Source organism: Streptomyces sp. NPDC058678 (assembly GCF_042714835.1).
GTDB lineage: Bacteria > Actinomycetota > Actinomycetes > Streptomycetales > Streptomycetaceae > Streptomyces.
In genome coordinates this window covers 133,478-159,712 of the sequence record NZ_JBHXSG010000010.1, presented here as the reverse complement: position 1 = coordinate 159,712, position 26,235 = coordinate 133,478, and the positions used below count along the sequence as shown (strand labels likewise).

23 protein-coding genes, 2 pseudogenes and 1 riboswitch are annotated in these 26,235 nt (G+C 70.9%); of the genes and pseudogenes, 14 read left to right on the top strand and 11 right to left on the bottom strand.

Features of this window, described 5'->3' with window-relative positions:
- The first annotated feature begins 255 nt into the window (after window positions 1-255).
- The 3 genes from ACFWWR_RS12945 to ACFWWR_RS12935 all read left to right on the top strand — a co-directional run bounded on the left by ACFWWR_RS12945 (window position 256) and on the right by ACFWWR_RS12935 (window position 4,205).
- Window positions 256-915, top strand: coding sequence for a LuxR C-terminal-related transcriptional regulator (locus ACFWWR_RS12945; RefSeq protein ID WP_383867788.1), 660 nt, complete (start codon window positions 256-258; stop codon window positions 913-915).
- A 292-nt stretch (window positions 916-1,207) separates the two neighbouring features.
- The gene (locus tag ACFWWR_RS12940) at window positions 1,208-3,133 is read left to right on the top strand and encodes a 2-oxoacid:acceptor oxidoreductase subunit alpha (protein ID WP_383867609.1); all 1,926 of its coding nucleotides are present in this window, start codon (window positions 1,208-1,210) and stop codon (window positions 3,131-3,133) included.
- Entirely contained in the window at window positions 3,126-4,205 is a 1,080-nt protein-coding gene (locus tag ACFWWR_RS12935) for a 2-oxoacid:ferredoxin oxidoreductase subunit beta (protein WP_383867611.1), read from the top strand. The genes ACFWWR_RS12940 and ACFWWR_RS12935 overlap by 8 nt, the downstream gene beginning before the upstream one ends.
- Before the next feature lie 110 nt (window positions 4,206-4,315).
- On the opposite strand, the gene ACFWWR_RS12930 is transcribed toward ACFWWR_RS12935, so the two are convergent.
- The 3 genes from ACFWWR_RS12930 to ACFWWR_RS12920 form a co-directional block, all read right to left on the bottom strand.
- Window positions 4,316-4,573, bottom strand: a complete 258-nt coding sequence (locus tag ACFWWR_RS12930; RefSeq protein ID WP_384303202.1) for a hypothetical protein — start codon at window positions 4,571-4,573, stop codon at window positions 4,316-4,318.
- Window positions 4,574-4,676: 103 nt separating this feature from the next.
- Entirely contained in the window at window positions 4,677-5,267 is a 591-nt protein-coding gene (locus tag ACFWWR_RS12925; protein ID WP_383867615.1) for a DUF6082 family protein, read from the bottom strand.
- Window positions 5,268-5,497: 230 nt separating this feature from the next.
- On the bottom strand, window positions 5,498-5,899 hold the full coding sequence (locus ACFWWR_RS12920; RefSeq protein WP_383867617.1) for a winged helix-turn-helix transcriptional regulator: 402 nt from the start codon (window positions 5,897-5,899) through the stop codon (window positions 5,498-5,500).
- 94 nt (window positions 5,900-5,993) lie between these two features.
- Between ACFWWR_RS12920 and ACFWWR_RS12915 the strand changes: the two genes are divergently transcribed.
- Window positions 5,994-6,848: an SDR family oxidoreductase gene (locus ACFWWR_RS12915; RefSeq protein ID WP_384303200.1), complete on the top strand. Its 855-nt coding sequence runs from the start codon at window positions 5,994-5,996 to the stop codon at window positions 6,846-6,848.
- Window positions 6,849-7,036: 188 nt separating this feature from the next.
- On the top strand, window positions 7,037-7,987 hold the full coding sequence (gene rarD, locus ACFWWR_RS12910) for an EamA family transporter RarD (RefSeq protein WP_383867790.1): 951 nt from the start codon (window positions 7,037-7,039) through the stop codon (window positions 7,985-7,987).
- Between the two features lie 80 nt (window positions 7,988-8,067).
- On the opposite strand, the pseudogene ACFWWR_RS12905 reads toward rarD, so the two are convergent.
- Window positions 8,068-9,147, bottom strand: a pseudogene (locus ACFWWR_RS12905) (MFS transporter); the annotation flags it as partial.
- A gap of 165 nt (window positions 9,148-9,312) precedes the next feature.
- Here ACFWWR_RS12905 and ACFWWR_RS12900 point away from each other — a divergent pair.
- The 3 genes from ACFWWR_RS12900 to ACFWWR_RS12890 all read left to right on the top strand — a co-directional run bounded on the left by ACFWWR_RS12900 (window position 9,313) and on the right by ACFWWR_RS12890 (window position 11,384).
- Entirely contained in the window at window positions 9,313-9,756 is a 444-nt protein-coding gene (locus ACFWWR_RS12900; protein WP_383867621.1) for a winged helix-turn-helix transcriptional regulator, read from the top strand.
- A gap of 55 nt (window positions 9,757-9,811) precedes the next feature.
- Window positions 9,812-10,276 carry a VOC family protein gene (locus ACFWWR_RS12895; RefSeq protein ID WP_383867623.1) on the top strand — a complete coding sequence of 155 codons (465 nt, stop codon included), beginning with the start codon at window positions 9,812-9,814 and terminating at the stop codon, window positions 10,274-10,276.
- 133 nt (window positions 10,277-10,409) lie between these two features.
- Complete coding sequence (locus tag ACFWWR_RS12890) at window positions 10,410-11,384, top strand: M28 family metallopeptidase (RefSeq protein WP_383867625.1); 975 nt, start codon at window positions 10,410-10,412, stop codon at window positions 11,382-11,384.
- A 60-nt stretch (window positions 11,385-11,444) separates the two neighbouring features.
- Here ACFWWR_RS12890 and ACFWWR_RS12885 read toward each other — a convergent pair whose 3' ends face one another.
- Complete coding sequence (locus tag ACFWWR_RS12885; protein WP_384303198.1) at window positions 11,445-12,485, bottom strand: tetratricopeptide repeat protein; 1,041 nt, start codon at window positions 12,483-12,485, stop codon at window positions 11,445-11,447.
- A 1,031-nt stretch (window positions 12,486-13,516) separates the two neighbouring features.
- Between ACFWWR_RS12885 and ACFWWR_RS12880 the strand changes: the two genes are divergently transcribed.
- The 3 genes from ACFWWR_RS12880 (at window position 13,517) to ACFWWR_RS12870 (ending at window position 15,994) form a co-directional block, all read left to right on the top strand.
- The gene (locus ACFWWR_RS12880; RefSeq protein ID WP_384303196.1) at window positions 13,517-14,056 is read left to right on the top strand and encodes a hypothetical protein; all 540 of its coding nucleotides are present in this window, start codon (window positions 13,517-13,519) and stop codon (window positions 14,054-14,056) included.
- Window positions 14,057-14,168: 112 nt separating this feature from the next.
- Entirely contained in the window at window positions 14,169-15,365 is a 1,197-nt protein-coding gene (locus ACFWWR_RS12875) for an amidase (RefSeq protein ID WP_384303194.1), read from the top strand.
- Window positions 15,366-15,409: 44 nt separating this feature from the next.
- Window positions 15,410-15,994: a flavodoxin family protein gene (locus tag ACFWWR_RS12870; RefSeq protein WP_383867633.1), complete on the top strand. Its 585-nt coding sequence runs from the start codon at window positions 15,410-15,412 to the stop codon at window positions 15,992-15,994.
- Window positions 15,995-16,015: 21 nt separating this feature from the next.
- On the opposite strand, the gene ACFWWR_RS12865 is transcribed toward ACFWWR_RS12870, so the two are convergent.
- The 5 genes from ACFWWR_RS12865 to ACFWWR_RS12845 form a co-directional block, all read right to left on the bottom strand.
- Window positions 16,016-16,888 (bottom strand): ABC transporter permease, encoded by an 873-nt coding sequence (locus ACFWWR_RS12865; RefSeq protein WP_383867635.1) that lies wholly within the window; start codon window positions 16,886-16,888, stop codon window positions 16,016-16,018.
- Window positions 16,875-17,858 (bottom strand): ABC transporter ATP-binding protein, encoded by a 984-nt coding sequence (locus ACFWWR_RS12860; protein WP_384303192.1) that lies wholly within the window; start codon window positions 17,856-17,858, stop codon window positions 16,875-16,877. Before ACFWWR_RS12860 ends, ACFWWR_RS12865 begins: the two co-directional genes overlap by 14 nt.
- Window positions 17,859-17,868: 10 nt before the next feature.
- The gene (locus ACFWWR_RS12855; protein WP_383867639.1) at window positions 17,869-19,101 is read right to left on the bottom strand and encodes an outer membrane lipoprotein carrier protein LolA; all 1,233 of its coding nucleotides are present in this window, start codon (window positions 19,099-19,101) and stop codon (window positions 17,869-17,871) included.
- Window positions 19,102-19,347: 246 nt separating this feature from the next.
- A complete protein-coding gene (locus ACFWWR_RS12850; protein ID WP_384303190.1) occupies window positions 19,348-20,289 on the bottom strand; it encodes a CHRD domain-containing protein in 942 nt (313 codons plus the stop codon).
- Between the two features lie 126 nt (window positions 20,290-20,415).
- Window positions 20,416-21,426 (bottom strand): polyprenyl synthetase family protein, encoded by a 1,011-nt coding sequence (locus ACFWWR_RS12845; RefSeq protein ID WP_383867643.1) that lies wholly within the window; start codon window positions 21,424-21,426, stop codon window positions 20,416-20,418.
- A 504-nt stretch (window positions 21,427-21,930) separates the two neighbouring features.
- Here ACFWWR_RS12845 and ACFWWR_RS12840 point away from each other — a divergent pair.
- The 3 genes and pseudogenes from ACFWWR_RS12840 to ACFWWR_RS12830 form a co-directional block, all read left to right on the top strand.
- Window positions 21,931-22,122 (top strand): annotated as a pseudogene (locus ACFWWR_RS12840) (MFS transporter); the annotation flags it as partial.
- An 18-nt stretch (window positions 22,123-22,140) separates the two neighbouring features.
- Window positions 22,141-24,135 carry a CocE/NonD family hydrolase gene (locus tag ACFWWR_RS12835; protein WP_384303188.1) on the top strand — a complete coding sequence of 665 codons (1,995 nt, stop codon included), beginning with the start codon at window positions 22,141-22,143 and terminating at the stop codon, window positions 24,133-24,135.
- 281 nt (window positions 24,136-24,416) lie between these two features.
- A riboswitch (cyclic di-AMP (ydaO/yuaA leader) is annotated at window positions 24,417-24,580 on the top strand.
- A gap of 5 nt (window positions 24,581-24,585) precedes the next feature.
- Window positions 24,586-25,317, top strand: a complete 732-nt coding sequence (locus ACFWWR_RS12830) for a transglycosylase SLT domain-containing protein (protein ID WP_384303186.1) — start codon at window positions 24,586-24,588, stop codon at window positions 25,315-25,317.
- Between the two features lie 3 nt (window positions 25,318-25,320).
- On the opposite strand, the gene ACFWWR_RS12825 is transcribed toward ACFWWR_RS12830, so the two are convergent.
- Window positions 25,321-26,133 (bottom strand): HAD family hydrolase, encoded by an 813-nt coding sequence (locus ACFWWR_RS12825; protein WP_383867649.1) that lies wholly within the window; start codon window positions 26,131-26,133, stop codon window positions 25,321-25,323.
- Window positions 26,134-26,235: the final 102 nt, after the last annotated feature.

Genomic DNA, 26,235 nt, shown 5'->3' with positions numbered 1-26,235 from the left:
GCCCGTTCGGCCTGAGCGGCCTCCTCCTCAAGCGTCGGGCGTGGCCCGCCGGCCGGCTGGGTTCGTCGGACCCGTCCGCTGACCGGCCGCACGCCGTGCCGGAGGCCGGAACCCGCCGTACCGTGCGCGTATTCCTGCTGAATCCCCTCGCCCGGGCCCGCCCGGGTCCGAATGCTGGAATGCTGGACTTTGTCGTCCGGGCGGGCGGGGAGTCGGGGCTGTGGGGGGCCGAGGATCGTGATCGTGGAGGACAGAGTGCGTGTGGTCATCGCCGAGGATTCGGTGCTGCTCAGGGAGGGACTGACCCGGCTGCTGACCGACCGTGGGCACGACGTCGTCGCCGGGGTGGGTGACGGGGAAGCGCTGATCAAGACCATCACCGAACTGGACGCGGAGGGTGCGCTGCCGGACGTCGTGGTCGCGGACGTACGGATGCCGCCGACGCACACCGACGAGGGGGTGCGAGCCGCCGTACAGCTGCGCAAGGCTCATCCCGGTCTCGGCGTTCTCGTGCTGTCGCAGTACGTGGAGGAGCGCTACGCCACGGAACTGCTGGCGGGTTCCAGCCACGGCGTCGGCTATCTGCTGAAGGACCGGGTAGCCGAAGTGCGTGAGTTCGTGGACGCGGTGGTGCGGGTCGCCCAGGGAGGTACGGCCCTGGACCCCGAGGTCGTCGCGCAGCTGCTGGGTCGCAGCCGCAAGCAGGACGTGCTCGCGGGACTCACCCCGAGGGAGCGTGAGGTTCTGGGGCTGATGGCCGAGGGCCGGACCAACTCCGCGATCGCCCGGCAGCTGGTCGTGAGCGACGGAGCCGTCGAGAAGCACGTCAGCAACATCTTTTTGAAGCTCGGGCTGTCCCCCAGCGACGGCGACCACCGGCGTGTCCTCGCGGTCCTCACCTACCTGAACTCATGACTGCCCGATTCCATGTCCGACTTCATGTCCCATTCATGCCCTATGTCCCGCTCATGCCCTACTCCAGCGGTGGAGGCGGAGCGGTAGGAACCGAAGCGTGACGGGGAGCGTCTTCGAGGGAAGCGCCGGGGGGCGGCCAAATCATGAAAAGTCGGTTCTCGAAACCGTCTCAAGGGCGTGTCCATCATGCGAATGACCCAGGGAAGGCGACCCTTACGGTCGTAGGGTTGATTTTGGGAGGGCCTGCGGGAAGGTCACTCCCAGACAGCCGCCTCGAGGGAGGTCCAGTTCAGTGACGCAGGTCAGTAGTCCAGCGGAGCAGGCCGACGGAACCGTCGTGGGAGAGCAGCGCAAAGCGGCAGGCGTGAAGGATGTCCGCCGTCTCGACCGGGTGATCATTCGTTTCGCGGGTGACTCGGGTGACGGAATGCAGCTCACCGGTGACCGTTTCACCTCGGAGACGGCGTCCTTCGGCAACGACCTGTCGACCTTGCCGAACTTCCCGGCCGAGATCCGCGCCCCCGCCGGCACCCTGCCCGGCGTGTCCTCCTTCCAGCTCCACTTCGCCGACCACGACATCCTCACGCCGGGTGATGCGCCGAATGTGCTGGTCGCCATGAATCCGGCGGCCCTCAAAGCGAACATCGCCGACGTGCCTCGCGGCGCGGAGATCATCGTCAACACCGACGAGTTCACCAAACGGGCGATGCAGAAGGTCGGGTACGGCACCTCGCCCCTCGAGGACGGTTCACTCGACGGCTACCACCTCCATCCGGTCCCCCTGACCACACTGACGGTGGAAGCCCTCAAGGATTTCGACCTCACCCGCAAGGAGGCCGAGCGCAGCAAGAACATGTTCGCGCTCGGCCTCTTGTCGTGGATGTACCACCGGCCGACCGAGGGCACCGAGAGGTTCCTGAAGTCGAAGTTCGCCAAGAAGCCCGACATCGCGGCCGCGAACATCGCCGCCTTCCGCGCGGGCTGGAACTTCGGCGAGACGACCGAGGACTTCGCCGTCTCCTACGAGATCGCCCCGGCGACGACGGCGTTCCCGACCGGCACCTACAGAAACATCTCCGGGAACCTGGCCCTGTCCTACGGACTGGTCGCCGCGTCCCGCCAGGCGGACCTGCCCCTCTTCCTGGGCTCCTACCCGATCACCCCGGCCTCGGACATCCTGCACGAGCTGAGCAAGCACAAGAACTTCGGCGTCCGCACCTTCCAGGCCGAGGACGAGATCGCCGGCATCGGCGCGGCGCTGGGCGCGGCCTTCGGCGGCTCCCTGGCCGTGACCACGACCTCCGGCCCGGGCGTGGCGCTCAAGAGCGAGACGATCGGGCTGGCCGTCTCCCTGGAACTGCCGCTCCTCATCATCGACATCCAGCGCGGCGGCCCGTCGACCGGTCTGCCGACCAAGACCGAGCAGGCGGACCTGCTGCAGGCGATGTACGGCCGCAACGGCGAGGCCCCGGTCCCGATCGTCGCCCCGCGCACCCCGGCCGACTGCTTCGACGCCGCCCTGGAAGCGGCACGCATCGCGCTGACCTACCGCACGCCCGTCTTCCTGCTCTCAGACGGCTACCTGGCCAACGGATCCGAACCCTGGCGCATCCCCGACCTGGACGAACTGCCCGACCTGCGCGTGCAGTTCACGCTGGGCCCGAACCACACCCTGGACGACGGCACCGAGGTCTTCTGGCCCTACAAACGTGACCCGCAGACCCTGGCGCGTCCGTGGGCGATCCCCGGCACGCCGGGTCTGGAGCACCGGATCGGCGGCATCGAGAAGCAGGACGGCACCGGCAACATCTCCTACGACCCCGCCAACCACGAGTTCATGGTCCGCACCCGCCAGGCCAAGATCGACGGCATTGACGTCCCCGACATCGAGGTCGACGACCCGCACGGCGCCCGCACCCTGGTACTCGGCTGGGGCTCGACCTACGGACCCATCACGGCAGCGGTACGGCGGCTGCGCACGGCCGGCGAGTCCATCGCGCAGGCCCACCTGCGCCACCTCAACCCCTTCCCCAGCAACCTCGGCACCGTTCTGAAGGGCTACGACAAGGTGGTGATCCCCGAGATGAACCTCGGCCAGCTCGCCACCCTCGTCCGGGCGAAGTACCTCGTCGACGCCCACTCCTACAACCAGGTCAACGGCATGCCGTTCAAGGCGGAACAGCTCGCCAAGGCTCTGAAGGAGGCCATCGATGACTGAGACGTCCACGGAAGGCACGGGCACGATCGAGGCGCTCTCGCTCGTCCCCAAGGCCGAGGCCCGCCAGTCCATGAAGGACTTCAAGTCCGATCAGGAAGTGCGCTGGTGCCCCGGCTGCGGTGACTACGCGATCCTCGCCGCGGTGCAGGGCTTCATGCCGGAGCTGGGCCTGGCCAAGGAGAACATCGTCTTCGTCTCCGGCATCGGCTGCTCCTCCCGCTTCCCGTACTACATGAACACGTACGGCATGCACTCCATCCACGGCCGGGCACCCGCGATCGCCACGGGGCTGGCGGCCTCGCGGCGCGACCTGAGCGTGTGGGTCGTCACCGGCGACGGGGACGCGCTGTCGATCGGCGGCAACCACCTCATCCACGCCCTGCGCCGGAACGTGAACCTCAAGATCCTGCTCTTCAACAACCGGATCTACGGGCTCACCAAGGGCCAGTACTCCCCCACCTCCGAGGTCGGCAAGATCACCAAGTCGACGCCGATGGGGTCGCTGGACGCGCCCTTCAACCCGGTCTCCCTGGCGATCGGCGCCGAAGCCTCCTTCGTGGCCCGCACGATCGACTCCGACCGCAAGCACCTCACCGAGGTGCTGCGCCAGGCCGCCGCACACCCCGGCACCGCGCTCATCGAGATCTACCAGAACTGCAACATCTTCAACGACGGCGCCTTCGACGCCCTCAAGGACAAGCAACAGGCCCAGGAGGCCGTGATCCGCCTGGAGCACGGGCAGCCGATCCGCTTCGGCACGGACGGCTCACGCGGCGTCGTACGCGACCCGGCGACCGGCGACCTGAAGGTGATCACGGTGACACCCGACAACGAGACGGACGTCCTGGTCCACGACGCCCACGCGACGTCCCCCACGACCGCCTTCGCGCTGTCCCGGCTGGCCGACCCGGACACCCTCCACCACACGCCCATCGGTGTCCTCCGCTCCGTGGACCGCCCCGTCTACGACACGCAGATGACCGACCAGCTCGACAGGGCCATCGAGCAGAACGGCAAGGGCGACCTGGGGGCGCTGCTGGCGGGCGGGGACACCTGGACGGTCGTGGGCTGACCGGCGGCCGGACGGCCGTGGGCCGACCAGCGACCGACGCACGCGGGCGCCCCGCGACCGACGCACGCGGGCGCCCGGTGCCGTTCACCACGGCACCGTGCCCTGTGACGTCATGCGTCGGGGATGTCCTTCTTGGCGCGGATCAGCGTCTCGCGGGTGATGACGACGATGCGCTCGTAGTCGGCGCGGGCTGCGTCCGCGGGGAGGTGGGGTTCCAGCGCGGCGGTGGCCTCGGTGCCGATGACCGCGAAGTTACCGTCCGTCAGTTCGAAGAGGTCGGGACAGGACTCACCTGACAGGCTTCCCCTCTGCCGGGGGGAGGCGCCGAGGCGACGGACGATTCGGGCAGACGAAGGCTCATTACGCACCGTCAAGCCCTAACCGGGCAGCCTGCCCGCCACGCCCAAGTACACCCGTGCGCCGTCACTTGTCCGACCACTCGGGCGCACGAGTCAGCCGCACGGCCCATCCTCAGTCGCACGGCGCGTCCGGCGCGACGGGCCCGGGTCCCACGATCCACCACTCCTCGGGATCGTCGGCCAGCTCGTCCAGCAGGACGTCCACGGCCTCGCCGATACGTTTCTCCAACGAGTCGGACTTCAGACTGCGCCGATGCTCGACCGTGCGTGACCAGAACTCCTGGAAGAGCTCGCCGCGGCACAGCATGCGCAGGTGGCCCAGCAGTTCGTCCTGGTCGACGATGCCGACCCGGTGGGCCAGCAGGACCGTCTGGTAGGCGCGGTTGGCGAAGAGCATCTGGCGGCGCTTCTCCTCGGAGATCCCCTCGAGGGTGCTCAGGACGGCGGCGAACGAGGGGTCGTCGATCGCGCGGTCCCACTGGTCCATCATCAGACGGTGATGCCGGAGCAGGTTCGCGCGATGCAGCTCCGCGGTCATCCCGGCGAGTTGCGCGGTCGTCCCGGCGAGCTGGCGGACGAGTTCGAGCAGAAGCTCCTCGTGTCGTCGCCGGCGGCCCCCGCGCGCGAAGGGAGGCCACATCCTGCCCAGCCCCGCCACCACGGCGGAGCCGATCCTCAACGCGGCCAAATTCTGTGTGCCCATGTCAAGGCGTCCCCCTGGATCCGGTCACCGTGCGCCGATCGGTGGCATCGCAGGCCGGTGCACAGTGGGCGTGGCACTCCGCGTTCCAGCGTGCCCTGCGGTTCAAGTCGGCGTGGGAGGCGGAGGGAGGGCGCATGGGAGGACGTGAGGCTCACATCGACCGGCGCCCTGCCCCACGTGTGCCCCGCGGGCGCCGCCCGCATTCGTTCGTACGACCACCGCAGAACGCGTCACCCCTGCTCAGGGGCCCTTCTGTGCGCGTCGTACACCTCCCGCGCCTTCAGCACCTCCGCCATCCGCTCCTCGGTCCACATCGCCAGCCCCCGCACCTGTTCCGCCGCCTCGCGGCCGAGGTCGGTGAGGGAGTAGTCGACCCTCGGGGGGATGACCGGCTTGGCGTCGCGATGGACGAGGCCGTCGCGTTCCAGGGTCTGGAGGGTCTGGGTGAGCATCTTCTCGCTGACGCGGCCGATGGCGCGGCGCAGTTCGCTGAAGCGGTGGGGGCGGTCGAGGAGTGCGATCAGCACGAGCACGCCCCAGCGGCTGGTGACGTGTTCCAGGATCAGGCGATGCGGGCACATCGCCTCGCCCGCCACCAGAGGTGCGCTTACTACCTTGTCACTTACGGCCATGCCAGTACCTTACTTCAAAGTGGGTACTTTCCCAGAGTTAGCGCATCCCCTAGGGTTAGTGACAGAACCGCACCCCACAAGGAGATCGCAGATCATGAGCATCGTTGTCACCGGAGCCACCGGAAACCTTGGCCGCCACGTCGTGGAACAGCTGCTGGAGAAGGTTCCGGCCGGGCAGATCACCGCCGTCGTCCGCAGCGCGGACAAGGCCGCCGACTTCGCGGCCCGCGGGGTGAAGATCGCGCTCGCCGACTACAACGCCCCCGCCTCCTTCGACGGCCTGTTCTCCGCCGGCGACAAGGTGCTGCTGATCTCCGGCAGCGAGTTCGACAAGGGCCGGGTCGGCCAGCACAAGGTCGTCCTCGACGCCGCCAAGCAGGCCGGTGTGGCTCTGCTCGCCTACACCAGCGCCCCCGGCAGCCTGAGCGCCGCGCTGGCCGACGACCACCGGGGCACCGAGGAGGCCGTGATCGCCTCCGGCGTGCCGTACGCCCTGCTGCGCAACGGCTGGTACCACGAGAACTACACCGAGCAGCTCGCCCCGGTGCTGGAGCACGGCGCGGTCGTGGCCGCCGCCGGCGAGGGCCGGGTCTCCTCCGCCTCGCGGGCCGACTACGCGGCCGCCGCGGTCGCCGTACTGACCGGCGAGGGGCACGAGAACAAGACGTACGAGCTGGGCGGCGACGAGGCGTGGAGCTTCGCCGAGTACGCGGCCGAGCTGAGCCGGCAGACCGGCAAGGAGATCGTCTACTCCCCCGTCTCCACCGACGCCTTCGTCGGCATCCTGACCGGTGCCGGCCTGCCGGGTCCGTTCGCCGAGATCCTGGCCGGCGTGGACGCGTCGATCGAGAAGGGCGAGCTGGTGGTCTCCAGCGGTGACCTGTCCCGCCTGGCCGGGCGTCGCACCACCCCGCTCGCCGAGGCGATCGCCGCCGCGCTCAAGGGCTGACCCGAGTCGGCACAGGCGTACCGGCACCCCCGTCCGTCATGACCGTGTAGCGATACGGACATGACACACGGGGGTGCTCGGCGTTACCTTCTTGCAGGCAGGCAGCGCGCGAGAAGGAGGGGCCCGTGAGCGGGAAGCCGAAAGGTGAGCGGCACATAGGGCTGCTGAACGGCTTCGCGGCTTACGGGATGTGGGGGCTGGTTCCCCTTTTCTGGCCGCTGCTGAAGCCCGCCGGAGCGGCCGAGATCCTCGCCCACCGGATGGTGTGGTCCCTGGCCTTCGTGGCCGTCGCGCTCGTCGTCGTCCGGCGTTGGGCCTGGGCCGGTGAACTGCTGCGGCAGCCGCGCAGGCTCGCGCTGATCACCGTGGCCGCGGCCGTCATCACCGTGAACTGGGGCGTCTACATCTGGGCCGTGAACTCCGGTCACGTCGTCGAGGCCTCGCTCGGCTACTTCATCAACCCCCTGGTCACCATCGCCATGGGCGTCCTGCTCCTGAAGGAGCGGCTGCGGCCCGTGCAGTGGACGGCGGTCGGCGTCTGTCTCGCCGCCGTCCTCGTGCTCACCCTGGGCTACGGCCAACCGCCGTGGATCTCCCTCACCCTCGCCTTCTCGTTCGCCACCTACGGCCTGGTGAAGAAGAAGGTCAACCTGGGCGGCGTCGAGTCGCTGGCCGCGGAGACCGCGATCCAGTTCCTGCCCGCCCTCGGCTATCTGCTGTGGCTCGGCGCCCGGGGCGACTCCACCTTCGCCACCGAGGGCGCGGGCCACGCGGCCCTGCTCGCCGCGACCGGCATCGTCACCGCGATCCCCCTCGTCTGCTTCGGTGCGGCCGCGATCCGTGTGCCGCTGTCCACGCTGGGTCTGCTGCAGTACCTGGCCCCGGTCTTCCAGTTCCTGCTCGGCATCCTCTACTTCCACGAGGCCATGCCGCCCGAGCGCTGGGTCGGGTTCGCGCTGGTCTGGCTGGCGCTGACGCTGCTCACCTGGGACGCCCTGCGCACCGCACGCCGCTCCGCCCGCACGCTCAGGGCCGAGACGAACAGGCCCAGCGCCACCATGCCGACGGGCACGGTGAGGGCCACCCGGAAGGCCGAGAGCGTCGCCTCGGGCCCCGACCCGGCGGACGCCAAGCCGTAGACGGCCGTCACCGCCGAGATCCCGATCGCCGAGCCGAACTGCGTGGCGGTGTGCAGCAGCCCGCTCGCCAGCCCCTGTTCGGACCCGTCGACCCCGTCCGTCGCCGCGATCGACAGCGGCCCGTACGCCAGCGCGAAGGCCGTGCCCGCGATGATCAGCGTCGGGAACATCGCGGCGTACGACCAGTCCATGCCGACCGGCAGGAACAGCCCGTACGCGACGACCGCCAGCACGAAGCCGCCGACGATCACCCGGGCGTTGCCGAACCGGGCCACCAGCTTCGGGGTGAGGGTCGGCGCCAGCACCGCGTCGCAGCCCATGATCACCAGGGCGATCGCCGTCTGGAGGGACGACCAGCCGCGCAGTTCCTGCAAGTACAGCGTCACCACGAACTGGAAGCCGAAGAAGGCCCCGACGAACAGCAGCGCGCCCAGGTCCGCGCGCACCACCGAGCCCGTCCGCAGGATGCCGAGCCGGACCAGTGGGTCGGCCGTGCGCCGCTCGGCGGCGACGAAGACGACGGCCAGGAGCAGTGCCGCGAGGGCCGCTGCCGCGGTCGCGCGCCATCCGTCCACACCGTGTTCCAGGCGGACGACGGTGTAGGCGGCCAGCAGCATGGCGCCGGCGGCGGTGATCGCGCCCGGGAGGTCGAAGCCCCGGCGCTCGCCGAGCGGAGTGTCCTGCGCCGGAACCAGCCGTACGGCCGCGATCAGGAGCGCGCCCGCCAGCAGCACCGGCGCGAAGAACACCCATCGCCAGCCGAGTTGGGTGAGCAGGCCGCCGACCACGAGGCCGAGGGAGAAGCCGCCGGCCGCGGTGCCGGCGAACACCAGCAGGGCCTTGTCGCGCCGCGGGCCCTGCTCGTACGACGTGGTGATCAGGGACATGGCCGCCGGCGTCATGAACGCGGCCGACACCCCGGTCACGAATCGGGCGACGACCAGCATCCAGCCTTCGGTGGCGAAGCCGCCGAGCCCCGAGAAGAGCAGGAAGACGGTCAGCCAGGTCAGGAACATCCGGCGGCGGCCGAGCAGGTCCGCGGCCCGGCCGCCGAGCAGGGTGAAACCGGCGTACCCGAGGACATAGGCGCTCATCACCCAGGCCGCGGTGCCGGTCGTCAGGCCGAGGTCGGATCTGATCGAGGGGATCGCGACCGCCATCATCGCGACGTCGATGCCCTCCAGGAAGATCGTTCCGCACAGGACGAGTAAGAGCGCCCACGCGCGCGTGCCCATGGCAGTACTCCACATGTAGGGGGGCGGTTACGGGAGTGAGGGTCGGTTCCCTCTTGTAACCGACTTCAGCGTGCGGCAGCATCGACAGGCATGGAAGAGGGCACTTCTAAGTCACCGAGTAACTGCGCGGGCACCGTGGACTACGGCGAGGCCGATCCCTTCCAGTGGGACACCCGGGAGGACTGCCAGGTACGGCAGATCCTCGACCGGGTCGCCGACAAGTGGTCGCTGCTCGTCATCGCACTGCTGGAGAACCGGCGGCTCAGGTTCACCGAGCTGCGCCGCGAGATCGACGGGATCAGCCAGCGGATGCTGACCGTGACGCTGCGCTCGCTGGAGCGGGACGGGCTGGTGAAGCGGACGGTGCATCCGGTGGTGCCGCCGCGCGTCGACTACGAGCTGACGCCGCTGGGCGGGACCCTGCACGCCACGATCCAGTCCCTGGTGAAGTGGACCGAGGCGCACCAGGAGGAGATCGCGGTGGCGCGGGCCGCGTACGACGTGCGGGAAGCGGAGGCCGGTTCCCTCAGGTGACCCGGTGGGCGGGCCGACGCCCCGTTGTCGGACCCGGCGGCTATAACTGGTGGGCATGACGCAGACACCCGCACCCGTGCACTGGAAGCTCGTCATCGACGCCGCCGATCCGCACGCCCAGGCCGACTTCTGGGCGGCCGCGCTGAACTACCGGGCCGAGGACAACAACGCGCTCATCCAGCGGTTGCTGGAGCTCGGCGCCCTGCCGCGCGAGGCCACCGTCGAGTACCACGCCCGCCTCGCCTTCCGGGACCTGGTCGCCGTACGGCATCCGGACGACCCGTACGAGGAGGACAGCGGGACCGGGCTGGGGCGGCGGCTGCTGTTCCAGCGGGTGCCGGAGGCGAAGACGGTCAAGAACCGGCTCCATCTCGACCTGCACCCCGGCGACGGGCGGCGCGCGGCCGAGGTCGAGCGGCTGACCGGACTCGGGGCGAGTGTGCTGCGGGAGGTGAAGGAGCCGGGGGGCGAGTGGGTGGTGATGGCGGATCCGGAGGGCAACGAGTTCTGCGTGCAGTGAGCACGGGTTGTCCGCTATGTGAACAGCGTTGACCGGATTGCGCTCTTGACGGAGCGTCAGCCTCAGCTTCACCATCGGGCACCCCATTCGCTGTGGAATCCCTGTGATTCCCAAGGAATTCGGAGCCCCCCACATGAAGCTCTCGGTTCCCGGCCGCGTCACGGCCACCGCCGTCTTCGCGGCCGTTTCCCTGTTGGCCGGCGGATCCATAGCCGGCGCGGCCCCCGCACCGGACCCCGCGGCGGCCGCCGCGTCCGAGCCCGCGGTGGCCGCCGCGCCCGACATCCCCGTGGCCAACGTCAAGGCGCACCTGGCGCAGTTGCAGTCCATCGCCACCGCCAACGGCGGCAACCGGGCGCACGGCCGCGCCGGTTACAAGGCCTCACTCGATCATGTGAAGGCCAAGCTCGACGCCGCCGGCTACACCACCGCCATCCAGCAGTTCACCGCCTCCGGCCGCGTCGGCTACAACCTGATCGCCGACTGGCCCGGCGGCGATGCCAACCAGGTGGTGATGGCAGGCTCGCACCTCGACAGCGTCTCGTCCGGCGCGGGCATCAACGACAACGGGTCCGGGTCGGCGGCCGTCCTGGAGACCGCGCTCGCCGTGGCACGGGCGGACTACCGGCCCACCAAGCACCTGCGGTTCGCCTGGTGGGGCGCGGAGGAGCTGGGCCTGGTCGGCTCCCGCTACTACGTCAACAACCTTTCCACCGCCAACCGCGCCCGGATCAGCGGCTATCTGAACTTCGACATGATCGGCTCGCCGAACCCCGGCTACTTCGTCTACGACGACGATCCGGCGATCGAGAAGACGTTCAAGGACTACTTCGCCGGACTCGGCGTCCCGACGGAGATCGAGACCGAGGGAGACGGCCGCTCCGACCACGCGCCCTTCAAGAGCGCGGGCGTGCCGGTCGGGGGCCTCTTCACCGGCGCGAGCAACACCAAGTCGGCGGCGCAGGCGGCCAAGTGGGGCGGTACGGCGGGGCAGGCGTTCGACCGCTGCTACCACTCGTCCTGCGACACGACCGCCAACATCAACGACACCGCCCTGAACCGGAACAGCGACGCGCTCGCGTACGCGGTGTGGGAGCTGTCGGCGTAGGCCGCTGCGGCAGGTGCACGAGGCGGGGTTCAGGGCGCCGGCGGTCCCGGCTCGATGCCCTCAACGGGCGTTCTGGGCACGCTCGGTGAGACGGCCCATGCGGGCCCGGGCCTTGTCCAACTGCTCGATGTCGTCGGCCGCGGGGCCGTCCTCGGCCGTCAGCTCGGCCCACAGGCCGATCAGCGCACGGCCCAGCTCCAGGCCCACCAGGGGATCGCGTACGGCACGCCAGGCGGTGAACGCGCTCTGGATGTTGCCGTACGCGGCCTCCGCGTCCCGCGTGTGGTGACGGACCTGGGCGAGATCCAGGGAGAGCTGGAAGGAACGGACCGGGTCGCCCGCCAAGTAGGCGATGTAGGCGGCCAGTTCGCGCAGACGCAGCACCTCGGGGTGCTCCGGCCCCAGCGTCCCCGACGCCTGCGCCAGCGTCCGGTCCGCCAGCTCCGCCGCCGCGTCCGTCCGCCCCGCCTTCACGGCCTCGTTGATCCGCGCCAACGGCTCGGCGAGCAGCGGGGGCGCGGTGCCGTCGCCGGGGGCGGCCATCGGATCGTCCCCGAGCACGGCTTCGGCGACGGCGTCGAAGCCGCGGGGCGGGGTCGGCTTGGGTTCGGGTTCGGGTTCGCGACCGAGGTCGGGGAGCAAGGGGGCGGCGGACGCGGCGGGTCGTACGGGTGGGGAGGGCTGCGCGGGTCGTACGGGTGGGGATACCTGCGCGGGGCTCACGGGCTGCGCGGGCGGAGCGGGCGGGGTCGGTTCCAGGCGGCTCACGGGCTCCGGCCTGGCGTCCATCACCGGTGGCGGCCCGAACTCGCCGGTCGGCGGGACGACCGTGCCGGGGGCGTGACCGGTGGGCGGATCCGGTAGCGCGCGGAGGGGGAAGGTGGGCGGGGCGGCCGTGACCTCCGGCGGCTCAGGCTCGGCAGCCGCCTCCGGTGGAAGGCCAGGGCCCGGTGCGTCGCCCGGCTCCGCCTCCGGAACCGCTCGCATCCGGAAGGTGGGGATCGCGTCCCGCACGGGTTCGTCGACCGGCCGTAGAAGGTGCGTGGGCAGATCACGCCGGGGCGGCTGCGGCTCCCCAGCGGCCGCAGGGTCGTCGGGCATGCCGGACGGGCTGGACGGGCTGGACGTCATGAGAGGGCCGGTCGGCGGCGCGGGCACGCCGGGCCCACCGGTCTGACCCGTCTCCCTCGGCACGGGCGGCGACGCGGCCGCCGTCGGCCGAGCCGAGTCCTCTGACGCAGGCGGTGACTCAGGTACGTCAGGCCAGACAGGCTCCCCCGGCACGGACGTCGACCCAGCCCCCCCGAACCCGGGGGATTCCCCCTGCACAGACGGCACCGCAGACCCCTCGGGCCCCGCCGGCTCCCCCCGCACGAACGGCGACGCAGCCCCCCGGGGCCGACCGCGCTCCCCCGGCACGGACGGCGGCACAGACGGCGGCGCAGGCACCCCGGGTCGAGCCGAGTCACCTGCCCCCGATGCCGGAGGCCGCGTCCCCGTCCCCTCGGAATCGACGCCCGCGGCAGACCCCCGCTCCACCGGCGGAGCCAGCGGTGTCGGGTCTGTGGTGAAGCGGCTCGCGCCGTCCGGGTCGACCTGGAGGGGGACGACGTAGCCGATGCGTTCGTCGTTGATCGTGGCGAGGACGGCGTGGCCGGTCCCGGCGGCGATGTGGTGGAGGTGGGTGAGGACGGCCTGCTGGACCTCCTCGCCGGGGGCCGCGACGATCCGCACGCCACCGACCCACGCCGCGCCCGCGCCCGGACCGGACGCCGGGACGTGAACGTCGATCGGTGCCGCGGGGGCGGCCGGGGCGGCAGCGCGCTGCTGGTCCCGCTTCTTGTCGCGGCTGAGTCGAGCCATCGGTTCCCTCACTCGGATGCGTCGGGGAGTCGCCGGGCGACGCGTTCGGATTCCATGGTGCTCCCTCCCGCCGCCGGTCTTCCGCACCCTCAGCGCAAGATCCGGTGGTACACGTACTGTCGAGTCTCTCCGCTCGCTCACGGTTCTCACGTCACCGCGACGTCACAGACTCGTTCCAGGAACTCATGCCTCGTCGGGACACGTTCAGGATGCGTTGCGTGTCGCCGGGTAGCAGAGGGGGTGTCGGGTTGACGAGGGAGGTCGCGGGCGTGCGGACGGACGTGGGGGCGGGCGTACAGACCCAGAAGCGGCGAGGGCCCGAGATCTGGCTCCGCGGACCGGTGACCGCACGGCAGGACGGGCCGCCGGAACCCGCCCACGCCTCCGCCACACCCCGGCGCCACTCCTTCGTCGGCCTGCACGGCGGGGCCGGCACCTCCACCCTTGCCACCGTCTACGGCGGCCACGACTGCGGACGGGACTGGCCGGGCCCCGCCGACCCGAGGTCGGTCCTGCTCGTCGCCCGTACGCACGCGGCCGGGCTGAGCGCCGCTCTGCGCGCCCTGGAGCTCTTCCGGCGCCGCGAGACTCCGCCCGGCCTCGGCCTCGAGGCCGTCGTACTGGTCGCCGACGCGCCCGGCCGGCTGCCGCGCCCCCTCGCCGGGCAGATCAAGGAGATCGAGTCGGCGATCGGTGTCCACCGCGTGCCCTGGGTGTCCGACTGGCGTCTTGGCGACCTGAGCGGGGCGCCGCCGCGCGGGACCGAGGCACTGACCCGCCTCACGGGGGCGGCGGGGCGGTCCCACTGACGGGTGACCGGGCGCCTTGCCGCCACACCCCACCCCACCCGCCCCAATCACTCCCGCACGCACACACGGCCCAAGCCCCGCCCCGCTCACCCGCATTGCCGACAATCGCCGTATGACAGCCGCCGGGTCCGCGAGCCGCTCCTTCCCCTCCGACTTCGCCGCGCTCTCCGCGCAGGAGACCGCCGCCGCCGTACGGTCGCGAGCGCTGCGTGCGGTCGACGTGGTCGCGGCGGCGCTGGAGCGGATCGGTCGGCTGGACCCGCAGTTGTGCGCGTTCGTCGAGGTGTGGGGCGAGGAGGCGTTGCGGCGGGCGGGGGAGGTGGACGGGCGGGTCGCGGCGGGTGAGGAACTGCCGCTGGCCGGGGTGCCGGTCGGGGTGAAGGGCCGGCGCGGGTTGCGTACGGCGGGTCCGCTGCTGGCGGCCGGGTGTGTGGCGGTGGGTGCGACGGCCGTACCCGGACCCGGAACTCCTTGGCAGACCTGGGGACTTGGCGCCCGTGGCCGTACCGTCAATCCCTGGCGGGCCGACCGAACGCCGGGCGGCTCCTCGGCCGGGGCGGCCGCCGCGGTGGCCGCCGGGCTGGTGCCGCTCGCGACCGGGAGCGACGGGGCGGGGTCGGTGCGCATCCCGGCGGCGTGGTGCGGTGTGCTGGGGCTGAAGGTCACGAACGGGCGGCTGCCGACGGCCGACCGTACGGGGCTCACGGCGCCCGGCGTACTGACCCGCTGCGCCTCGGACGCTGCCGCGTACTGGCGGGTGGTCTCGGGGGAGGCTCCGAGCCCGGGCGGCCGAGCGGCTCCCATCGCCGTCTGGTCCCCCGACCTCGGCTTCGCGGGTCCCGACCCGGACATCGTGGCGGTCGCCCACACCGCGGCCGTACGCCTCACGGAATCCGGTGCCCTACGGCTCGTACGACCGTCGGCGCCCCTCCGCCTCGAAGACCCGGCCCCGGCCTGGCTCGCCCTCCGCTCCCCCGGCGCGGACCCCGCCTCCGCGGATCCCGCCTCCGGCCACTGCATCCGGGCGGAGAACGACCGCCGCCTGGCCGTCCTCTTCGCCGGGACGGAGCTGCTGCTGACGCCGACGACCCCCAACCCGCCGCACGGCCACGAAGGCCCGGGCGACCGCTACTCGACCGCTCTGACCTGGGCGTTCAACCTGAGCGGGCATCCGGGGGTCAGCATCCCGGCGGGGTTCGGCGCCGACGGGTGTCCGGTCGGGCTCCAGCTCGTGGCACCGCACGGGCGGGAGGACCTGCTGCTCCGGACGGTCGAGCACATTGCCCGCATTGCTTGCGTGCGCATATAATGCAGGCGCATGATGTTGTCGTACGCCGACCACTGGGGGACCCCATGACCCGCCGCTTCCTGTTCGTCCTGGGCAGCAGCCGCACCGAGAGCAACACCGAGATGCTGGCCCGCAGGGCCGCCGAGCAACTTCCCACCGACGTCGAACAGCAGTGGATCAGCCTCGCCGAGCATCCGCTGCCCGACTACGTGGACCTGCGGCACGACAGTGACCACACCCGTCCGACGGAGGGCAACGTGGCACTGCTGCTCGACGCGACGCTCACGGCGACGGACATCGTGATCGCGTCCCCGCTGTACTGGTACTCGGTCTCCGCCCCCGTCAAGCGCTACCTGGACTTCTGGGCGGGCTGGCTGCGCACCCCGGGCGTGGACTTCAAGGCCACGCTGGCCGGACGCACGCTGTGGGGCGTCACCGCACTCGCGCACGAGGAGGGGGAGGTCGCCGACCCGCTGGTCGGCACGCTCAACAACTCGGCCGCGTACATGGGGATGCGCTTCGGCGGGGTGCTGCTCGGCAACGGCAGCAAGCCCGGTGACGTACTGAAGGACACCGGGGCGCTGACCCGCGCCAAGACGTTCTTCGCACGAGAGGCGCCGCTCGCGCGCTTCCCGTACGAGACGGAGTGACGGCTGCGAGCGGAGTAACCGCTAGGAGCCGATGTCCTTCGTCGTGAACCGCGCCCACGCCGCCGAGCCGAACACCGCCGCGTACAGGGCCTGGAGGCCGAGGTTCTTCACCAGGTCGTCCCAGTAGACGGGCTCACGCATGAGGTCGGCGAAGGACAGCCAGTAGTGGGAGAAGAAGTACGGCTGGATCGCGTGCAGTTGGGGGATCTGGTCCAGGATCTGGATGGTGATCAGCAGGCCGACCGTGGTCGCCATCGCCGCGATGCCGCTGCTGGTCAGCGTCGACACGAACAGGCCCAGGGCCGCCATGCCCACCAGTGACGCGGCGACGGCCAGGGCGATCAGCAAGGCCCTGCCCAGGCCCTCGGCGAAGCTGATCTGCGTGCCGGAGATGGTCGTCAGGTCACCCAGGGGGAAGAGCAGCGCCCCGACCGTCAGGGCCGACACCGCGACCACCAGGGTGGCGAGCAGACAGAAGGCCAGCACGGTCGCGTATTTGGTGAGCAGCAGGCGGGTGCGGCCGGCGGGGGCGACCAGGAGGTAGCGGAGGGTGCCCGCGTTGGCCTCGCCGGCGATCGAGTCACCGGCGATGACGCCGATGGCCATCGGCAGGAAGAAGGGGAGCGTCGCGGCGAGCGCGGTGAAGACCAGGAACAGACCGTTGTTGGTGATCTGCGAGATGAACGCCGGGCCCCCGCCGCCGCCTCCGCCGCCGGGCCCCGATCCGTCGCCGGTCTCGATCTTCACGGCGATCCCGACCAGGATCGGCACGGCCGCCAGCACGCCCAGCAGGGCAAGGGTGCGCCAGCGCCGGAAGGTGGTCCACAGCTCGTTGCGGAGGAACCCGAAGGTCCACAGCACACTCGGCGTACGTACCGCCTCAGCCTGCGACATCGAAACCCTCCCCCGTCAGCGCCACGAAGGCGTCCTCCAGCGAGGCCCGTTCGACGCCGAAGCCGCGGACGCGGACGCCCGCCGTCACCAACGCGGCGTTCACCTCGGCCAGGTCGCGGTCCTGGGGCGGCTCGGCGCTCACCCGGTCCTCGGCGATGACCACGTCGGCCGCACCCTGCTCCTTCAGTGTCCGGGCCGCGTCCGCCGGGTCGGGGGTCGTCACGACCAGTCGGCCGCGGGTGCCCGCCGCCAGGTCGGCCACCGGGCCCTGGGTGATCAGGCGGCCCTGGGCCATCACCGCCGCGTGCGTGCAGACCTGCTCGATCTCGTCGAGGAGGTGGGAGGAGAGGAAGACCGTCGTGCCGTCCGAGGCCAGCTCCCGGATCAGGGAGCGGATCTCGCGCATGCCCTGCGGGTCGAGCCCGTTGGTCGGTTCGTCCAGGACGAGGAGCCTGCGCGGCTGGAGCAGCGCGGCGGCGAGGCCCAGCCGCTGCTTCATGCCGAGCGAGTACGCCTTCGCCTTCTTGCCGGCCGCCGCCGCGAGGCCGACCCGGTCCAGCGCCGCCGCGACGCGGGTGCGCCGGGTGCGCGGGTCGGCGGTCGGGTCGGCGGCGTCTTGGCGCAGCAGGTTGTCCCGGCCGGAGAGGAAGCCGTACAGGGCGGGTCCCTCGATGAGCGCCCCCACGTGCGGGAGCACCGCGCGCGCCGAGCGTGGCATGGGCCGGCCCAGCACGTGGGCCGAGCCGGAGGTGGGCTCGATGAGGCCCATCAGCATACGGATGGTGGTGGTCTTGCCGGAGCCGTTCGGACCGAGGAAGCCGAAGACGCTGCCCGCCGGGACGGTCAGGTCGAGACCGTCGACGGCGAGCTGCCCGCCCCGGTAGCGCTTGGTGAGCGCGCGGGTGACGATCACGCCGTCACCCGCGCGCTGCTGCTCCGGTTCCGGCTCCGTGGCCGGCGTTTCGCTCATGGCTGCCTTACTACCCGGCGTTGGCGGCCTTCACCAGGGCGTCCTTGGTGACCGCGCCGACGTAGACCTTTCCGTCGTCGGTGATCAGCGCGTTGACCAGGCGGGTCGAGAAGACCGTGCCCGAGCCGAACTTGCCGGTCACCTTGTCGCCGAGCGAGCCGAGGAAGCCGCCGAGGTCGCCGCCGGCGTCGGAGCCGGTGGGCATGCCCTCGCCGCCGGTGTCGAAGGTGGCGACGGAGTTCCAGCCCTCGCCTATGACCTTGAGGCCGTCGAGGCCCTTGCCGAGGTCCTCCTCGGGCTTCGCGCCCGCCCCGTCGTGCGTGCCGAGCGGGTCGTGCGCACCGCGCCCGCCGCCCTCGACGGCATCGCCCTCGGTGACCTTCGCGCCCTTGGGCGGCGTGAAGTCGAACGTGGACGCGGCCGGCTTGGCGAAGCTGACCTGGGTGAAGCCGGCGTCGATGACGGCGGCGCCGCCGCTCGCCGGGGTCAGCGTGAACTTGAGCGGCAGCCCGGTCTTCGCGTCGACGGCCACGGTGATCTGGCCGACTGTGGACCCGGATCCCTTGGGCTTGACGACGAGCCGGTAGGCGTCGCGGCCCGCGACCTGCGCGGTGCCGTCGACGGTCACGGAGGTGGTGTCGTCGACCGCCTTCAGGGCCTCCTCGGTGAGGTCCTTGGGCGTGGCCGGGACGTCCTTCTCCTTCTCGGCCGCCGCGCTCTCGGACGCGGTGGCGTGGTAGACCTCGTTGGACTTGCTGTCGTAGCCCCAGACGTCCTTGCCGTCGTGGATCACGCTGTACTCGGAGCCGCTCTCCAGCAGCGAGAGCTTCTGGCGGTCGGGGCCGTCGGCGGCGACCCGCAGGGTGTGCGTGCCGGACGCGAGCTCGGTGAGCTTGGTGGACGGGTCGGCGGAGGAACCGCCGTCGTCCGAGCCCATGGCGCCGGAGGTCAGGCTGCTCTCCAGACCGCCGAGGTCGGGCAGTCCGAGATCCGTGCTGATCTTCACTGTGCCGGACAGCTGCTCCACGTCCGAAGCGGCGATCTTCTCGATGAGTGCCTGTGCGCTGATCTTCGGCAGGTCGGGGTCGCCGGAGTCGGCGAGCGCCGGGACGAGCCCGATGGTCGCCGCCGCCACCCCCACCACCGCGACCGGGACGACGTACCGTGCGGCCTTGCGGCGCCCCGCGTGCCGGTCGTCGGCTTCCGCGGCGGTCGTGCTGTCGTCGGTTTCGAACGGTGCCATGTGTGCCTTACCTCCGTCGTTGGCGGCGGCTGCCCAACTCCCCTACGTCCACCCCGTAGCCGCCATTCTCACCCGAATCGGTGAGGAGTGGTGTTTTCCGTGGTGTCCATCTGACCAAATCGGCCAGGAGGAAGCGTCAGACCCCGGACTCAACTCCGCGTACACCTGCGGTATGACACAGGGAGGCGGCGCCTCCCCCGACCCGTAGGGGTCGGGGTGCAGACGCCGCCGTCCGCGGTCGGTGACTCAGCCGCGCAGGAACACGTAATCGGCCTGGTAGGGCACGCCGACGATCGTGCCCGGCGTGCAGGAGCCGGCCGGGGCGACACCGCCGACGGTGTTCAGCCGCAGGATCTCCGTGACGCCGGCGAACAGGCCGTGGTCCTTGCCGGACCCGGTGGCCTTGAGGTCCAGCTCGGGGATGTTGCCGGCCCCGTTGGGGGTCCTGGAGATGACCGCCCCGGTGACCGCGCTGCGGTCGGGCGCGATCCACTGCGGCGTACCGGAGTTGGGCTGCACGAAGGAGTGCGCGATGCCGCCGCCGAGCACGGCGCTGACGTCCCGCTGGGCGAAGGCGTGTCCGCCGCCCTCGATCGGCTTGCACTCGTAGATCTGCTTGCCCTTGCGGACGGAGGCCTGGAAGTTGTGGAGGGCGTCGCGGAAGCCGAAGGCGGCGACGGTGACCTTGTGGAGCTGGCCGCGGACGGCTCCGCCCGGGAACGCGGCGGTGTGCAGGTTGGCGTAGAAGGAGCCGGGGTCGCTCTTGAGGGCGTCGAGCAGTGCCGCGTCCTCGACCTTGACGGTTCCGGTGACGGTACGGCCCTTGCCGTTGCTCTTCAGGAGCTTGGTGAAGTCGATTGCGACGCCGCCGTTGGTGCCCTTGGCGCCCCGGTGGAGGTGGAGGACGGTCGGCTTGTCGGTGCCGCGCCACTTGACGGCGACGGAGACCTTGTCGCCCTCGACCCGGACGAACTGGAGCGCGGCGCCGTCCTTGTCGCCGACGGCCGGGCCGCCCTCGGCGGGCACCTCGTTGGCGCCCCTGAGGCTCGCGGCGAGGACGGTGCCGTCACCGCCGCCGTCTTCGGCGGCGACGGCGGGAACCGTGGTGGCTGCGACACCGCCGACGGTGGTCAGGACGGCGGCGGTGAGGAGCAGGGTGGTACGGCGTTTCGCGAACGTCGTGCTCATGCCCATGATGGAGTTTTCTTCCCGTTTCGCAGCCGACACACCCTGCGTCAGCTTCTGGGCATGCATACGGGAGCGGTCTCCCGCGGGATCAGTCCCACATGAGTGACTTGCGTCACTTCTCGGCCGTCAGCCGGCCCGGTGCACCACCGCTTCGCACATCTCCATCAGCGCGGCCTTCGCGTCGCACTCCCGCAGCGGAGCCAGTGCCGCGCGCGCGTCCTCGGCGTAGCGCACGGTGTCCCGCCGCGCCTGCTCCAGCGCGGGGTGCGCCCGCAGCGCCTCCAGCGCCTGCGCGTGCCGCGCGTCGTCGGTCAGGTCGGAGTCCAGCAGCTCGCACAGCGCGATGTCCTCGGCCAGCCCCAGGCGCTCCGCCCGCTCCCGCAGCCGCAGTACCGGAAGGGTCCGGATGCCCTCGCGCAGATCCGTGCCCGGCGTCTTCCCGGACTCGTGGGAGTCGGACGCGATGTCCAGGACGTCGTCCGCGAGCTGGAAGGCGACGCCCAGCCGCTCGCCGTACTGCGTCAGCACGTCGACGACCGTCTCGTCGGCGCCCGACATCATCGCGCCGAACCGGCACGCCACGGCCACCAGGGAGCCCGTCTTGCCGCCCAGCACGTCGAGGTAGTGCTCGACCGGGTCGCGCCCGTCCGTCGGGCCGGCCGTCTCCAGGATCTGGCCGGTGACCAGCCGTTCGAACGCCTCCGACTGGACCCGGACCGCCTCGGGGCCGAGGTCGGCCAGGATGTGCGAGGCGCGCGCGAACAGGAAGTCGCCGGTGAGGACGGCGACCGAGTTGCCCCAGCGGGCGTTGGCGCTGGCGACCCCGCGTCGCACCTCGGCCTCGTCCATCACGTCGTCGTGGTACAGCGTCGCCAGGTGGGTCAGTTCCACCACCACCGCCGACGGCACGATCCCCGGCGCATAAGGGTCCCCGAACTGGGCGGCAAGCATCACGAGCAGCGGCCGGAACCGCTTTCCGCCCGCCCGCACCAGGTGCTGGGCCGCCTCCGTGATGAAGGGGACCTCACTCTTGGTGGCTTCGAGCAGTCCCTCCTCGACAGCCGCCAATCCGGCCTGGACATCGGCTTCCAGAGCCTGGTCCCGCACGCTCAGCCCGAACGGCCCGACGACGGTCACGAGGGGTCTCCTGTCTGCTGGTGTCTACTGGCGATTACACGGTTTGTCGATAGGTCGCTGCCATCACTCAAGTCAGCGTATCCGGTCACGTTTCGATCACCGATAGCGCCCGCCCGTCCAGCGCGGGCGGTATCGGATCACGACGGGTATGTTTTTGATCACTTGAAAAGAACGGATATCTATCGACTTACATGGAAGTAGTGGAGTGTGTCCCGAACCACCCTCGACACCGCGCCCGGCGGTCGGCCGCCGCCCGAGGACGACACCGCCTCCCTCGGCCGGCCCAAGAGCCTGCTCACCCTCTCCGCCCTCGAGGTCCGGGAGCGCTTCTCGCTCCTCGGCACGCAGGCCATCCTCGCCCTCCGCCTCGCCGACACGGTGACCCACGGCGGCATGGGCATGTCGCCCGGAACCGCCGCCTACGTGAGGGGCCGCCGTCACCTGGCCGGACGCAAGCGCACGGCCGAGTTCGCCCTCGCCGCCGGCAGGTGGCTCACCGGGGGCAGCCGGACCATGCCCCTCGGGTTCCTGTCCCTCGCCCGGGCGAACGGCATCCACGCCCGGACGGTGAGGCTCCACGACGACGCCTCCAGGCCCGCCTGCTTCGGCGGCAACGGCGCGATCGCGGTGGCCACCGGTCTGGCGGCCACGGCCGCGGCGCCGTGGCCTCGGCGCACCATGCACCCGGTCCACTGAAGTCACGGGGTCACGCTCATGCACATCCGTACGTCCTTCCCCTACGAGACGACCCACGAGGACCTCCGCATCCCGCTCCCGGACAGGACCCACCTCTACGCGCGCGTGTGGCGTCCCCTCACGGACGAACCAGTACCCGCGATCCTCGAATACCTGCCGCACCGCCTGACCGACTGGACCGCGCCCCGCGACTGGCAACGCCATCCCTGGTACGCGGGCCACGGTTACGCCTCCGTACGAGTGGACCTGCGCGGACACGGCAACAGCGAGGGCATGCCCGGCGACGAGTACTCGGCGACGGAGCTGGCCGACGGCGTCGAAGTAGTCAACTGGCTGGCTGCCCAACCCTGGTGCGACGGCAGGGTCGGCATGTTCGGCATCGCCTGGGGCGGCTTCAACTCCCTCCAGATCGCGGCCCTCGCTCCCGAGCCGCTCAAGGCGATCGTCACGGTCTGCTCCACCGACGACCGCTATGACAACGACGTGCACTACAGGGGAGGTTCCGTCCTCGCGGTGGACATGCACGCGTGGGCGGCCACCATGCTCGCCGTCGTCTCCCGCCCGCCGGACCCGCGGTACGTCGGCGAGGCCTGGCGGGACATGTGGCTCAAGCGCCTGGAGGAGGTCGATCCCCTCATCCACACCTGGCTCGACCACCAGACCCGGGACCGCTACTGGCGCCACGGCAGCGTCTGCGAGGACTACGGCGCGATCGACGCCGCCGTCCTCGCGGTCGGCGGCTGGCACGACCCCTACCGCGACACGGTCCTGCGCCTCGTCGAGCACCTCCCGGCCGACCGGGTCCGCGGCCTGATCGGCCCCTGGTCCCACCAGTACCCCGACCGCGGCCTGCCGCCCGGCCCGGCGATCGGCTTCCTCCAGGAGACCCTGCGCTGGTGGGACCACTGGCTCAAGGGCAAGGACACGGGCGCGATGTCCGAACCCCTCCTGCGTGCCTACGTCAGCGACTCCCACCCCCCGGCCACGGTCCACGACACCCTGCCCGGCCGCTGGGTCGGCGAGCCGGCCTGGCCCTCCCCCAACGTCACGACGATCTCGTACGGCCTTCAGGGTGCCCCTTTCCTCGTTCGCTCCCCGCAGCACACCGGCATCGACGCCGGCCGCTTCCTCCCCCTCGGGAACGACGCCGACCTGCCGCCCGACCAGCGCGAGGAGGACGGCAGGTCGGTGTGCTTCGAGTTCGAAGCCGCCGAGGAGTTGTGGGTGTTGGGGCGGCCGAGGGTACGGCTCAGGCTGACCTCCGAGGTGCCGCGCGGCCAGGTGATCGCCCGGGTCTGCGACGTGGCCCCGGACGACTCCTCGACCCTGGTCACCCGGGGCGTGCTGAACCTGTCGGCGCGGCAGGGACGGGACAAGGTCGTGCCGTGGGAGCCGGGTGTCACGGAGGACGTGGAGTTCGAGCTGAACGGCATCGGCCACGCCTTCCCGCCCGGCCACCGCATCCGCCTGTCGGTCTCCTCCACGTACTGGCCGTGGATCTGGCCGCAGCCCGACTCGGCGGCCGGCTTCGCGCTGGACCCGGAGGGCAGCTTCCTCGAACTGCCGGTGCGGGCAGGGGAATCCGTCTCCGGCATCACCTTCGAGGAACCGGAGCAGTCCGAGCCGCTCGGCGTCAACTCCCCGGTCACGCTGGACGAACCGCGACCGGAGCGGCTGGTCGTACGCGATGTGGCCAAGGGTGAGTGGCGGCTGGAGGTCGACCCGCGCCCCGGCGGCACCCGGGTGTATCCCGACGGTCTGGAGTGCACCGAGGACGCGCTGGAGACGTTCACGATCAACGAGTCGGACCCACTGTCGGCCCGTGCCCGGTCGGAGTGGTCGGTCCGACTGCACCGCCCCGAGCTCGCCTGGGAGGCGACGGTGCGTACCCGGTCGGAGCTCAGCTGCGACGAAACGGACTTTTTCGCCTCCAATGAGGTGATCTGCACGGACAGCGACGAGGTGGTCTTCCACCGGACGTGGGAGAAGCGGATCCCACGGACGGCCGGTTGACTACGAGTTGGGCTCATTGCCCGATTTGACACCCTTGCGAACGCGCGTGAGTTGGGTCACTCGCGCCCGATTTCGGCCTCGATGCCACCGGCTCACATTCCCCCTTGCACGGTGCGCGAGTTGAGTCTTGGCAACCGCAAAGGATCAAGCGCCCCATATGCCTCAGACCAAGGTCAACAGGTCGATGTGTGAATCCGGCACTTGTTACGGACATGTGCTCTCGCATACGTTCCGGGCCTGTCGGGCGGACGCCTAATCCTGCCGCCGCCCAACAGGACACTCATCGACCATCACCGCACGGCAGGAGCGGGGGAACCAGGTAAGTCGCCGCACCGGAAATCACGCCGGTACGACTAGGGGTGAAGTCGCGCCGCCTCACGGCGGCGCGGCCGGGCAGCTCCCGCCCGAACCCGACAGCTCACCTCGTAGGCGCCGGAGAGGAACAGCGCCATGGCCGCACGAGGCAAGCACCGTCGCACCCGAACCAGCCCGCTCACCCGAGGCGTCGTCACAGCCGGAACCGGCATCGCCGCCCTCGCCCTCCCGCTCCTGAGCACGACCACCGCGAGCGCCGCACAGCCGGCCAAGGTCCCCGCCGCCGCGCCGGCCGCGGCGCAGGTCAGGACCGTCACGTACACCACGGTCAAGGGCGACACGCTCTATGGCATCGCGGACAAGTACGGCACTCCCGGCGGCTGGCAGCAGCTCCACAAGGACAACCGCAAGGCCGTCGGCGACAACCCCCGGCTGATGCACGCGGGTCTCGAGCTGAAGGTCAGGACGACCAAGAAGGCGAGCGCGCCCGCCAAGAAGTCCACCCAGTCCGTGGCCACCGCCACCCAGGCCTCGGTCAAGACGTACGCGAACAACCTCGACGGCTGGATCCGCGAAGCGCTGGACATCATGGCGCAAAAGGGGATTCCCGGCTCGTACGACGGCATTTACCGCAACGTCATGCGCGAGTCGTCCGGCAACCCGCAGGCCATCAACAACTGGGACTCCAACGCCGCCGCCGGCACTCCGTCCAAGGGCCTGCTCCAGACCATCGACCCGACCTTCCAGGCGTATCACGTGGACGGCACGTCGTGGGACCCGTACGACCCGGTCGCGAACATCACCGCGGCCTGCAACTACGCGGCCGCGCGGTACGGCTCGATCGACAACGTCTTCGGGGCGTACTGAGCCCTACCGGCGCGGAAACAGTCTCTCGAGGACGACGGCGATGCCGTCGTCCTCGTTGGACAAGGTGATCTCGTCGGCCACGGACTTCAGTTCGGGGTGGGCGTTGGCCATGGCCACGCCGCGGGCGGCCCAGTCGAACATGGGGATGTCGTTGGGCATGTCCCCGAAGGCGATGGTGTGTTCGGGCCCGAGGCCCAGATGGTCGGCGGCCAGGGCGAGCCCCGTCGCCTTGGTGATGCCGCATGGCTGGAGTTCGACGGTCCCGGGACCCGACATGGTGACCGTCGCCAGGGAACCGATCACTCCGCGGGCCGTCGCCGCCAACTCGTCGTCGGACAGGTCGGGATGGCGCAGCAGCACCTTGCTGATCGGCTCGCTCCACAGGTCGTCGCGCCTCCCGACCCGTACCGCGGGCAGGGTCGGGTGGGGCATCAGATAGCCCGGCTCGATGAGGGTCAGCCCGTGGACGCCGTCCTGGTCCACGGCCGCGTACACCTGGCCGATCTCGGCCTCGATCTTGCCGAGCGCGGTCTCGGCCAGCTCCCGGTCCAGGGTGACCGACCACAGCAGACGGTCCGCGCCGGCGTCGTACACCTGCGCGCCCTGCCCGCACACCGCGAGCCCCTCGCTGCCCAGGTCGTCGAGGAGCGGCCGCACTCTGGGCGCCGGGCGGCCGGTCACCACCAGATGCCGGGCCCCTGCCGCCGCCACCCGCGCGAGCGCGGCGAGCGACCGGTCGGAGAGGGTGTCGTCGCCTCGGAGCAGCGTTCCGTCCAGGTCGGTGGCGATGAGTGAATATGCGGTGGGTGCGGCCATGATCAGAGAATACGGATGGAACGCCCCGGCGACTCGACGCGAACCGGACGGCTACAGCCTTCACATGCGTTGACGCCTGCTCCGGTTACGGCAGTTGGCGCG

Coding starts and splice junctions, on each gene's coding strand:
- ACFWWR_RS12935 (WP_383867611.1), top strand. CDS start 3,126: ATGACTGAGACGTCCACGGAAGGCACGGGCACGATCGAGGCGCTCTCG.
- ACFWWR_RS12925 (WP_383867615.1), bottom strand. CDS start 5,267: ATGGGCACACAGAATTTGGCCGCGTTGAGGATCGGCTCCGCCGTGGTG.
- ACFWWR_RS12920 (WP_383867617.1), bottom strand. CDS start 5,899: ATGGCCGTAAGTGACAAGGTAGTAAGCGCACCTCTGGTGGCGGGCGAG.
- ACFWWR_RS12915 (WP_384303200.1), top strand. CDS start 5,994: ATGAGCATCGTTGTCACCGGAGCCACCGGAAACCTTGGCCGCCACGTC.
- rarD (WP_383867790.1), top strand. CDS start 7,037: ATGTGGGGGCTGGTTCCCCTTTTCTGGCCGCTGCTGAAGCCCGCCGGA.
- ACFWWR_RS12900 (WP_383867621.1), top strand. CDS start 9,313: ATGGAAGAGGGCACTTCTAAGTCACCGAGTAACTGCGCGGGCACCGTG.
- ACFWWR_RS12895 (WP_383867623.1), top strand. CDS start 9,812: ATGACGCAGACACCCGCACCCGTGCACTGGAAGCTCGTCATCGACGCC.
- ACFWWR_RS12890 (WP_383867625.1), top strand. CDS start 10,410: ATGAAGCTCTCGGTTCCCGGCCGCGTCACGGCCACCGCCGTCTTCGCG.
- ACFWWR_RS12885 (WP_384303198.1), bottom strand. CDS start 12,485: ATGCCCGACGACCCTGCGGCCGCTGGGGAGCCGCAGCCGCCCCGGCGT.
- ACFWWR_RS12875 (WP_384303194.1), top strand. CDS start 14,169: ATGACAGCCGCCGGGTCCGCGAGCCGCTCCTTCCCCTCCGACTTCGCC.
- ACFWWR_RS12870 (WP_383867633.1), top strand. CDS start 15,410: ATGACCCGCCGCTTCCTGTTCGTCCTGGGCAGCAGCCGCACCGAGAGC.
- ACFWWR_RS12865 (WP_383867635.1), bottom strand. CDS start 16,888: ATGTCGCAGGCTGAGGCGGTACGTACGCCGAGTGTGCTGTGGACCTTC.
- ACFWWR_RS12860 (WP_384303192.1), bottom strand. CDS start 17,858: ATGAGCGAAACGCCGGCCACGGAGCCGGAACCGGAGCAGCAGCGCGCG.
- ACFWWR_RS12855 (WP_383867639.1), bottom strand. CDS start 19,101: ATGGCACCGTTCGAAACCGACGACAGCACGACCGCCGCGGAAGCCGAC.
- ACFWWR_RS12850 (WP_384303190.1), bottom strand. CDS start 20,289: ATGAGCACGACGTTCGCGAAACGCCGTACCACCCTGCTCCTCACCGCC.
- ACFWWR_RS12835 (WP_384303188.1), top strand. CDS start 22,141: ATGCACATCCGTACGTCCTTCCCCTACGAGACGACCCACGAGGACCTC.
- ACFWWR_RS12830 (WP_384303186.1), top strand. CDS start 24,586: ATGGCCGCACGAGGCAAGCACCGTCGCACCCGAACCAGCCCGCTCACC.
- ACFWWR_RS12825 (WP_383867649.1), bottom strand. CDS start 26,133: ATGGCCGCACCCACCGCATATTCACTCATCGCCACCGACCTGGACGGA.